This is a genomic window from Lentzea sp. NPDC004782 (assembly GCF_040609115.1).
In the GTDB taxonomy this organism is placed as follows: domain Bacteria; phylum Actinomycetota; class Actinomycetes; order Mycobacteriales; family Pseudonocardiaceae; genus Lentzea.
Genome location: NZ_JBEXJN010000090.1, coordinates 17,148 through 27,140, shown reverse-complemented (window position 1 = coordinate 27,140; position 9,993 = coordinate 17,148). Strand labels below are relative to the sequence as shown.

Annotated in this window: 8 protein-coding genes and 1 tRNA gene; 5 read left to right on the top strand and 4 right to left on the bottom strand. The window is 68.4% G+C overall.

Annotated features, from left to right (window positions below):
• Positions 1 to 53: 53 nt before the first annotated feature.
• Positions 54 to 731: a TetR/AcrR family transcriptional regulator gene (locus tag ABZV40_RS43050; protein WP_355455480.1), complete on the bottom strand. Its 678-nt coding sequence runs from the start codon at positions 729 to 731 to the stop codon at positions 54 to 56.
• A gap of 99 nt (positions 732 to 830) precedes the next feature.
• On the opposite strand from ABZV40_RS43050, the gene ABZV40_RS43045 reads away from it, so the two are divergent.
• The gene (locus ABZV40_RS43045) at positions 831 to 2,399 is read left to right on the top strand and encodes an NAD(P)/FAD-dependent oxidoreductase (RefSeq protein WP_355455478.1); all 1,569 of its coding nucleotides are present in this window, start codon (positions 831 to 833) and stop codon (positions 2,397 to 2,399) included.
• Here ABZV40_RS43045 and ABZV40_RS43040 read toward each other — a convergent pair.
• The gene (locus ABZV40_RS43040) at positions 2,314 to 2,667 is read right to left on the bottom strand and encodes a VOC family protein (RefSeq protein ID WP_355455477.1); all 354 of its coding nucleotides are present in this window, start codon (positions 2,665 to 2,667) and stop codon (positions 2,314 to 2,316) included. The two genes, ABZV40_RS43045 and ABZV40_RS43040, sit on opposite strands and share 86 nt — an antisense overlap.
• 104 nt (positions 2,668 to 2,771) lie before the next feature.
• Here ABZV40_RS43040 and ABZV40_RS43035 point away from each other — a divergent pair, with 104 nt between their 5' ends.
• From ABZV40_RS43035 to ABZV40_RS43020, 4 genes are all read left to right on the top strand, one after another.
• Entirely contained in the window at positions 2,772 to 3,614 is an 843-nt protein-coding gene (locus ABZV40_RS43035; RefSeq protein WP_355455475.1) for a helix-turn-helix transcriptional regulator, read from the top strand.
• 142 nt (positions 3,615 to 3,756) lie between these two features.
• Positions 3,757 to 6,033, top strand: a complete 2,277-nt coding sequence (locus ABZV40_RS43030) for a M4 family metallopeptidase (protein ID WP_355455474.1) — start codon at positions 3,757 to 3,759, stop codon at positions 6,031 to 6,033.
• A 339-nt stretch (positions 6,034 to 6,372) separates the two neighbouring features.
• A complete protein-coding gene (locus ABZV40_RS43025) occupies positions 6,373 to 6,693 on the top strand; it encodes a lysoplasmalogenase family protein (protein WP_355455472.1) in 321 nt (106 codons plus the stop codon).
• A gap of 66 nt (positions 6,694 to 6,759) precedes the next feature.
• A tRNA-Lys gene (locus tag ABZV40_RS43020) sits at positions 6,760 to 6,833 on the top strand.
• Between the two features lie 127 nt (positions 6,834 to 6,960).
• Here ABZV40_RS43020 and ABZV40_RS43015 read toward each other — a convergent pair.
• On the bottom strand, positions 6,961 to 8,196 hold the full coding sequence (locus tag ABZV40_RS43015) for an IS110 family transposase (RefSeq protein ID WP_355455470.1): 1,236 nt from the start codon (positions 8,194 to 8,196) through the stop codon (positions 6,961 to 6,963).
• A gap of 324 nt (positions 8,197 to 8,520) precedes the next feature.
• Positions 8,521 to 9,906, bottom strand: a complete 1,386-nt coding sequence (locus ABZV40_RS43010) for an MFS transporter (protein WP_355455484.1) — start codon at positions 9,904 to 9,906, stop codon at positions 8,521 to 8,523.
• Between the last annotated feature and the right edge of the window lie 87 nt (positions 9,907 to 9,993).

Below are 9,993 nucleotides of genomic sequence, written 5' to 3'. Positions count from 1 at the left end.
GAGAACGGCGTCCGCGCGGTCCGCTAGCCGGGTGCTCGATGAAGGGCTCCTTCCTACACCTCAGGTGGAGGAAGGAGCCCTTCATCGACCACCGAGCGCACCGGGTGCTCGGCGGCGATCCCGTCGTACATCACGCGCCGGATCGCCTCGCTGAGCGCGGTCTGGTCCTCCGGCGTGCGCAGCGAGGCGATGGCCGAGCCGAGGATCATGCCGTTGATGGCCCTGGCGGTGTTGCCGACGTCGAGGTCGGCGCGCAGGTAGCCCAGCTCGACGCCGTGCGAGAGGTAGGCGGCGGTGAGCGCGGCGGCCAGGTCGAACAGGTCGAGGATCCGTTCCGCCATGGCCCGGTCGATGCCCGGCGCCTCGAACAGCAGCAGCCGCGGCACGCGCGGGTCCTCGCCGAAGATGCGGGCCAGCGCCTCGCCGATGCGCGCGGACTGCTCGCGGTACTCGGCGAGCGTCGACACCGCGTCCGGCGCGTTCTCCGCGGTGAGGGCGCCGGTGATGCGCGCGACCAGGTCGTCCACGACGTGGTCGACGATGTCCCGCTTGTTCTGGAAGTAGCGGTAGAACGTGCCGTGCCCGATGCCCAGGCGCGTGGCGACGTCGGCGATCCCGGTGGCGTGGTAGCCGCGTTCGGCGAAGCAGTCGAACGCCGCGTCGATGATCTCGCGGCGCAGCTCCTGCTTCTTGCGCTCGGCGCGGCTGACGGGTTCGGCACTGGACGTCATGCGCCCAAGTCTATGACCTGCGGACTCTTGTGATCACCCGAGAACTGACATACCGTTCCGGAACTGACATGCGATTCCGTTTCGGTGGAGGAGGTCGGCGTGAACCAGAAGTTCCCCCAGTACGACGCGGTCGTCGTCGGTGCCGGGTTCGGCGGCATGGGCGCGGCGGTCGAACTCAGGCGGCTCGGGCTGGACGACCTGCTGATCCTGGAACGGGAGGACGACCTCGGCGGAACGTGGCACGTCAACCGCTATCCGGGCCTTGCCGTGGACATCCCGTCCCCGACCTACTCCTACTCGTTCGAGCCGAACCCGCACTGGTCGCGGCTGTTCGCGCCGGGCGAGGAGCTCAAGCGGTACGCCGCGCACGTGGCGGACAAGTACGACCTGCGCCGGTTCATGCGCTTCGGCACCGCCGTCACCGGGGCCGGGTGGCGCGACGACCACTGGGAGGTGAGGACCGCGGACGGATCGGTCGTCACGGCGCGGTACCTCGTGACCGCCACGGGGTTCCTCTCCCAGCCCAAGATGCCCGACATCCCGGGCATCTCCTCGTTCCAGGGCGAGGTGATCCACACCGCCGCGTGGCAACCCGCCGACCTGACCGGCAAGCGGGTGGCGATCATCGGCACCGGCGCCACGGCCGTGCAGCTGATCCCGGAACTCGCCCGGTCCGCCGCTGCTTTGACGGTCTACCAGCGCACGCCGATCTGGGTCAGCCCGAAACCCGACCACCCGATCCCCGTGCCGTTGCGGAAGCTGTTCGCGCGCCTGCCTTTCGTCCAGCGGGCCGTGCGGTGGCTGGGCAGCTCGATCCTCGAACTGATGATGATCTCGGGCGTGGTCCACTACCGGCAGCTGCGCCTCGCGAACCGGCTGGCCGAACGGTGGTGCCGCGCGCACCTGCACCGCCAGGTCCGCGACCCGGTGCTGCGCCGCAAGCTCACGCCGGACTACTCGTTCGGCTGCAAGCGCCCGACGTTCTCCAACGACTACTTCCGCACGTTCACCCAACCGCACGTGCGCCTGGAAACCTCCACCATCGAACGGATCGACGCAGGCGGTGTCATCACCGCCGAGGGCCGGACCGAGATCGACGTCCTCGTGCTGGCCACGGGATTCGACCTGTGGGACACCAACTTCCCCGCGTTCGAGGTGATCGGGCGCGACGGCAGGGACCTCGGCGCGTGGTGGCGGCAGAACCGGTTCCAGGCCTACGAGGGCGTGAGCGTGCCGGGCTTCCCGAACTACCTGTCGCTCAACAGTCCCTACTCCTACAGCGGACTCTCGTACTTCACGACCATCGAGTGCCAGATGACGCACCTGCGGCGGTTGTTCACCGGGATGCGGCAGCGCGGCGCGGAGGTCTTCGAGGTGACCCAGCGGGCCAACGACGAGTTCCTCGACCGCATGCGCGGGAAGGTCGTGCGGAACTCGGTGTTCTCGCTCGGCCGGTGCGCCACCGCGCACAGCTACTACTTCAACCAGCACGGCGAAGCGACCCTGCTGCGGCCGACCTCGACGATCAGCGCGCAGCGGGCCGCCGGCCGCTTCCCGTTGCGGGACTACGAGTTCACGCCGGTCAGGCGCACAGGCACAGCAGGTGGCCCTCCGGGTCGGCCAGCACCGTCCACCGGCCCTCGCCGGGCTGGAACTCCGGCTTCGTAGCACCGAGTTCGAGCACCTGCTTGACGGCCAGGTCGAGGTCGTCGACCTGGAAGTCCAGGTGCGCCTGCTTGCCGGGGCCCGGCCAGGCGGCAGGCCGGTGGTCCGGCACGCGGAAGAACGCGAGCTGGACGCCGTCCTCGCCCAGGTAGGCGCTGTCCGCGTCACTGGACGTGATCTTCCAGCCCGTGACGGCGCGGTAGAACTCGGCCAGCGCCTGCGGGTCGGCGCAGTCGAGGACGACCGTGGTGAGTCGGGCAAGTGCGGGCATGGTGTTCTCCTTCGTTCGTTGCGCACCAGCCTCGGCCACGGTCACCCCGGAGGTCTTGAAGATCCTTGCACCAAATTGTCAGACCCCCGGCCTAGCCTGCAGAGGTGCTGTCGTTCGTCGATCTCGTGGTGCGGCCGGAGTTCTCCGTGTCCGCGGTGGACTGTCGCGACGACCACCGCGGCTGGTCGGCCGAGCCGCCGCGGCAGGACGTGCGGCTCGTGCTCGTGCGCCGCGGCGGGTTCCGCCGCCGGGTGCGCGGTGTGCCGGCCGATCTCGACCGCACCGTCGGCTACCTCGGCCTGCCCGGCGAGGAGGAGCAGTTCGCCCATCCCGCCGGCGGTGACGAGTGCACGTCGATCGGGCTGAAACCTGCGCTCTGGCACGCCATCGCCGGTGACGCGCCACGGGTGCGCGGGTCGTCGTTGTACGTGGACGGCAGGCTCGACCTGGCCCATCGAAGGCTGCTGGCGGCCGCGCGCACCGACCCGTCCGAAGAACTGGTCGCGCTCGTGGGGGAAATCGTGCGGCGGGTCGTCACCACGACCGTTCCCGACGGCACGGCCGACCAGGCGCTGGTGGCCAGGGCGCGCGGCGTGATCGGTGACGACCACCCCGCCGCGGCCGGGCTCCTTCCGCTCGCCGCGTTGCTCGGCGTCTCGCCCTACCGGCTGAGCCGCGCGTTCACCCGTGAGCTCGGGGTGTCGCTGACCCGCTACCGCAACCGGGTGCGCGTCACCCGTGCCCTGGATCGTTTGGAACAGGGCGAATCCGGCCTCGCCGCACTGGCCGCCGACCTCGGGTTCGCCGACCAGGCGCACCTGTGCCGGACCGTGCGCGAACACCTCGGACACACCCCAACCGCTCTGCGCAGGCTACTTGCGACAGAACGGACATCTGCCCCATCAGAGGAAAGCGCGGCAGCAAATCGTACAAAAATCGACGCATAGTGGTGTGTGAATAAGTTAGTACTTGTTAACGAAGGTTTCGGAACTCATTCTTTCCCTGCTCCGCCACACATTCACCTCAGACGAACCACCGGCTCCCCTGCAACCGCGAGCCGGTGTCTTCGCCCTGCAACGAGGAGAACCAATGCAAGCGAGACGCTCTCTCGTGCTGGCCGCGGCAGGAACACTTGTCGCAGCCGTTCTCAGCCAAACCGGCGCGCACAGCGCCGTGGCCCAGCCGCCGGCGCAGACCGCCGACGCGATGGCCGTGGACGCGGCCGCGAGCCTCGTCGACAGCCGACCGTCCCAGTTGCACGCCAGCGCGAACGACTCGTTCGTCCGCCACGGCGTCATCTCGTCGACGAACGGGCTGAAGTACATCCCGTACGAGCGGACCTACAAGGGGATGTCGGTGGTGGGCGGCGACTTCGTCGTCGTCACCAACGCGACCGGCCAGGTGCTGCACACCTCCGTCGGCCAGAGCGACACCATCAACCTCACCGACACCACCGCGAAGGTCACCAAGGCCCAGGCCGAGGCCACCGCCAAGTCCGCGCTGTCCAAGGTGGACAGCACTGGCGCCGCGGAGCAGGTCGTCTACGCGCTCGACTCCACGCCGAAGCTCGCCTGGAAGGTCTCGGTCGTCGGCCGGGACGACGAGGGCCCGAGCAAGCTCGACGTGATCGTCGACGCCGCCACCGGTCAGGTGCTGCACAAGCAGGAACACGTCCTGCACGGCACCGGCACCAGCGGCTGGAACGGCCCGAACCCCGTCACCATCGCCACCACGCAGTCCGGTGGCACGTACTCCATGAAGGACCCGAACCTCACCAACGTCAGCTGCCAGGACGCGGCGAACAACACCACGTTCACCAAGTCCACCGACACGTGGGGCAACGGCACCCAGACCAACCGCGAGACCGGTTGCGTCGACGTGCTCTTCGCGGCGCAGACCGAGTCGAAGATGCTCTCGCAGTGGCTGGGCCGCAACGGTTTTGACGGCAACGGCGGCGGCTGGCCGATGCGCGTCGGCCTGAACGACCAGAACGCCTACTACGACGGCAGCCAGGTCCAGATCGGCAAGAACACCGCCGGCCAGTGGATCGGCTCGATCGACGTCGTCGCGCACGAGCTCGGCCACGGCATCGACGACCACACCCCCGGTGGCATCTCCGGTTCCGGCACGCAGGAGTTCGTCGCGGACGTCTTCGGCGCCACCACCGAGTGGTTCGCCAACGAGCCGTCGCCGTACGACACCCCGGACTTCCTCGTCGGCGAGACGATCAACCTCGTCGGCAACGGCCCGATCCGCAACATGTACAACCCGTCGGCGCTCGGCCACGCGAACTGCTACTCCAGCTCGATCCCGAGCACCGAGGTCCACGCGGCCGCCGGTCCCGGCAACCACTGGTTCTACCTGCTCTCGCAGGGCACGAACCCGACCAACGGCCAGCCGACCAGCACCACCTGCAACAACACCACGATCACGGGCCTCGGCGTCGAGAAGGCCATCAAGATCTTCTACAACGCCATGCTGCTCAAGACGTCCGGCAGCTCGTACCTCAAGTACCGCACCTGGACGCTGACCGCCGCGAAGAACCTCTTCCCCGGCAGCTGCACCGAGTTCAACACGGTCAAGGCGGCCTGGGACGCGATCAGCGTGCCCGCGCAGTCGGCCGACCCGACCTGCAGCGCGACCGGCACCGTCACGGTCAGCAACCCCGGCAACCAGTCGAGCACGGTCGGCACCGCGGTGAGCCTGCCGCTGTCGGCGAGCGGCGGCACCGCGCCGTACACGTGGTCCGCGACCGGCCTGCCCGCGGGCCTGTCGATCAACTCGGGCACCGGCACCATCTCCGGCACCCCGACCACCGCCGCCACCTCGAACGTCACGGTGACCGCACAGGACAGCACCGGCAAGAGCGGCTCCGCGTCGTTCAGCTGGACCGTCGGCACCGGCGGCGGCAACTGCTCCGGCCAGAAGCTCGCCAACCCGGGCTTCGAGTCCGGCGCCACCTCGTGGACGGCGACCTCCGGCGTCATCGGCCAGCACGACTCGAACGGCCAGCCCTCCCACAGCGGCACCTGGTCGTCCTGGCTGAACGGCTACGGCTCGTCGCACACCGACTCGCTGTCCCAGTCGGTGACGATCCCGGCCGGCTGCAAGGCGTCGCTGACGTTCTACCTGCACATCGACACCGCTGAGACCAGCAGCACCGTCTACGACAAGCTGACGGTCACCGCGGGCAGCACCACCCTCGGCACCTTCTCCAACGCGAACGCGGCCTCGGGCTACGTCCTCAAGACGTTCGACGTGTCCTCGTTCGCGGGCCAGACCGTGACCATCAAGTTCACGGGCGTGGAGGACGCTTCGCTGCAGACGTCGTTCGTGATCGACGACACGGCCCTGACGCTGAGCTGACCGGTCTGACCTGAGCACCTCGAAAGCGAGAGGTGCTCATGAAGAAGCAGGCCTACGCGGTTGCCGCGATCGTGGACTCGATCGCGGCAACCGTGCGTGGCCCGTGCGGTCCGTGACGAAGACCGCCCTCATGCCCCTCCCTGCCAGGGCCCCGGCAAAGTCGCCCAGCCCGCCCGACATACCCGATGAGAGCGCGCCCACGCGGCGAGCGTCGTCGATGAAGGGACCCTTCCTGAACCTGGGGTGGATGAAGGAGCCCTTCATCCACCACGACAAGGGCTCAGTTCCGGCTCTTGATCGAATCGCCAACCTCACAACCTGGTTGACGGCCGAGCGACTTTGCCGGAGCCCTGCCCCCTCCTGGCCGTCGCCACCCCTCCCCGCGACCCCGGCACGGCGATCGGCCTGGCCGGTTCGTGGGCGGGCGCCCGCAGGGCGGTCGTGCCGATGGCCGCCGCCTCAACCGTTCGCGGTCCAGGCGCGCGGCGAGTTTCCGGTGGTGCAGCGCTCTTCGCGGTGTCGGACGCACTCCTCGGCGCCAGCCGCTTCGTCCTCAGAGGACGCGCGGCCCAGGTCGCGTCGGCCGGCGTGATGCCCACCTACACCGCGGCTCAGTGGCTGATCCACACCGGGCTCGAACGGACTGGGGACCCCGCCTGAAAACCCCTTGGCAGCCCTGTGCTAACGTTCTTCGTGTCGGAAACGCAAGGCTCCGACGCTGAACAGGCGCCGCTAGCTCAGTTGGTTAGAGCAGCTGACTCTTAATCAGCGGGTCCGGGGTTCGAGTCCCTGGCGGCGTACTCCGGAGAAGCAGGTAGAGATTCGTCTCTACCTGCTTCTTTGCATTGTTCGTACCCATTGTTGCGCTCCTCTTCAACCTTGTGGATCTTGCTTTGCGAGCCCGAGGACATCCCTGGGATTAAGGGATCAGGCCGCTGAAACCGCGGTGTGGTGGCTCCAGGCGGTGGCCTCGTCGTACGTCGTGTGGGTAGCAAGGCAACCGTGGAGGATCCCGGCAAAGCGGTTACCGACGTGCCGCAGCGCGGCGTTGTGCGGGAGCCCTCGTGCGCGTTGGCGGTCGTAGTAGGCCCGCGCGCCGGGTGAGCCCGCGAGCGCGGTCATCGCTTGGCGCATCAGTGCGTCGATGAGTCTGGTGTTGCGCACGTATCGGGCGTTGACGGTGCTTCTGCAGCCGGAGGCGATGGTGACCGGGCTGGTCCCGGCGTAGTTCTTGCGCGCCTTCGGCCCGGCATAGCGGTCGGGGTCGTCGCCGAACTCGCCGAGCACACGGCTGCCCAGGACAACGCCGATGCCGGGCTGGGAGAGGTAGATCGCCGAGTCCGGGTGTTCGTGGAAGCGCTCGGTCAGTTCCTGCTCGAGGTGATCGATCTGTTCGACGGTCGTGGCGATCATTGCGACGAGCGAGTTGACGAGCGAGTTCACGGTCATGGCATACGCCCGCTGCACGGTCACCGGCAGGCGCAGCTGTTCTGACCGCAGTCCGTCCTGAATCTTCCGGACACGTTCGTCGATCTTGCGCCGACCCGCTCGGCGCAACGTCGTGGTGATCTTCGCGAGTGACAGTTTCATCGCCTTGTCCGGATCGGGTGCCTGCTTCAGCAGGTCGAGCGCCTCCGCGGCGGCGAGTTCTTCGCCGAACGCGGCCAGCGCCGCGGGGAAGAAGTCCCGCAGCTGCGCCCGCAACCGTGCGACCAGCCGCTGCCTGTCCCAGATCAGGCTTTGGTGGGCGCGAGCCAGGAGCTTGATCGCCTCTGCCAGATCGCTGTCGCCTGCGACCGGACGTAGTTGATGGGAGTCAGTGCGCACCATGTCCGCCAGCACGTGCGCGTCTGCGGCGTCGCTCTTCGCACCGGACGGCGAGAACCGTTCACGGAACCGGAACGTCTGCCGCGGATTGACCACGAACACCCGATAGCCAGCCGCCACCAGCGCCGCCACCCACGGACCACGATCAGTCTCGATCCCGATCAACACCCGCTGCGGATCTGCATCCGGCCCGAGGCGCTCCGCGATCAACGCGTGCAGACGGCCAATCCCCTCCACTCCTTCAGGTAGCCGGGCCTTCACCAACGCCTGTCCACTCTCATCCATGATCTCGATGTCGTGATGACCCTCAGCCCAGTCGTCACCGACGAACAACACGCCACACACCTCCCACTCACTTCTGAACGACATCGGGAGAACGCCGGCAGCCAATGGTCAAGTGCTCGCACCAAGCGCCAGGTGCGGCACGACATCCCTTCAGCGGTCACTCCCCCAGCCACCAGCAGGCGCACGAACCCCGGGCAGGACTCACCAACTCCGAACGAGCCAAGTGCTCACCCGCTGGGCAGCCATCTCGCACCAGATCATCGGCAGGCCCCGCTGGAGTCCTTGCACGATGCAGGATGCGCACTCGAAGGTGTGAGACTCGCGGTTCAGCGGCCAGCGTGCTGCATTCCGCGGGTCAACACGTCCACCACGACGTCACCCGTCCGTCGGCGATCCTGCTTCTGATGTGGTGGAAGGCGTAGCGCGGTGGTCTGCGCGCGGCAGGAAGGACGCGATGATCAAGGCGGCGAGGGCGGCGCCGGCGCCGATCGCCAGCACCGTGCGCAGACCGGCCAGTGATGGAACGCCGAAGGTGGTGGTCATCTTGGCGAGGACGACGCCGACGACGGCGCTGGAGACGGAGCTGCCGATGGCGCGCAGGAGGGTGTTGAGGCTGTTGGCGGCGGCGGTCTCGGACACCGGCACCGCCGACATGATCAGGGTGGGCAGGGCGCCGTAGGCGAATCCGACGCCGGCGCCGATCACGCAGGAGACCATCACGAGCTGCCAGATCTCGGACATCAGCAGGATGCCGAGAGCGTAGCCGGCGGCGACCACCGCGGTGCCGAGCATCAGTGTCGCTTTGGGGCCCCAGGCCTGGGAGATGCGTGCGGACAGCGAGGAGACGAACATCATGACCAGGCCTTGGGGTGCCATGACCAGTCCGACCACCAGCATCGACTCTCCGAGGCCGTAGCCGGTTGCGACCGGTAGCTGCAACAGCTGCGGCAGCACCAGTGACAGGGCGAACGTGGCGAAGCCCAGCGTGCCGGCGGAGAGGTTGGTCAGCAGCACCTGAGGGCGTGCGGCGGTGCGCAGGTTCACCAGCGGCTGCCGGGCGGAGCGCAGTTCCCACCAACCCCACGCCAGCAGCACGACGGCCGCCGTGATGAACAGCCCGATGACGACCCGGCTGTTCCAGTCGGCGCCCTTGGAGATCGCCAGCAGCAGGCACACCAGCGCCACCGACAGCCCCGCCGCGCCGGTCAGGTCGAAGCGCCCGCCGGTGCGGATCGGGGACTCCGGCACGAACACGTGCACGAGCACCACGGCGATGCCGCCTGCGGCGGCCGAGGTCCAGAACAGCATGTGCCAGCTGAGGTTGTCGGCGATCAGGGCCGCGGCCGGCAGGCCGAGCGCGGCACCGACGCCGAGCGAGGAGCTCATCGTCGCGGTCGCCGCGCCGAGTCGTTCGCGTGGCAGCTCGTCGCGCATGATCCCGATGCCCAGCGGGATGACGCCGCCGGACAGGCCCTGCAGTGCCCGGCCGACGACCATCGGGACCAGGGAACCGGCCAGGCCGGCGACGACCGATCCGGCCACCAGCACGGTCAGGCTGACCAGCAGCATCCGGCGTTTGCCGTACATGTCGCCCAGCCGTCCCATCACCGGGGTGGAGACGGCGGCGGCGAGCAGTGTGGCGGTGACCGCCCAGGTGGCGTCGGCCGGGTTCGCGTTGAGCAGCTGCGGCAGGTCGGGGACCAGTGGGATCACCAGGGTGTGCATCAGCGAGACCACGATCCCGGCGAAGGCGAGGACCATCACGACGCCGCTCGTCCTCGGCGGGGTTTCAGGTTGGGCGTCGATGAGCGGGGCATGGGACACGAGGACTCCTCAGCATGATCGAAT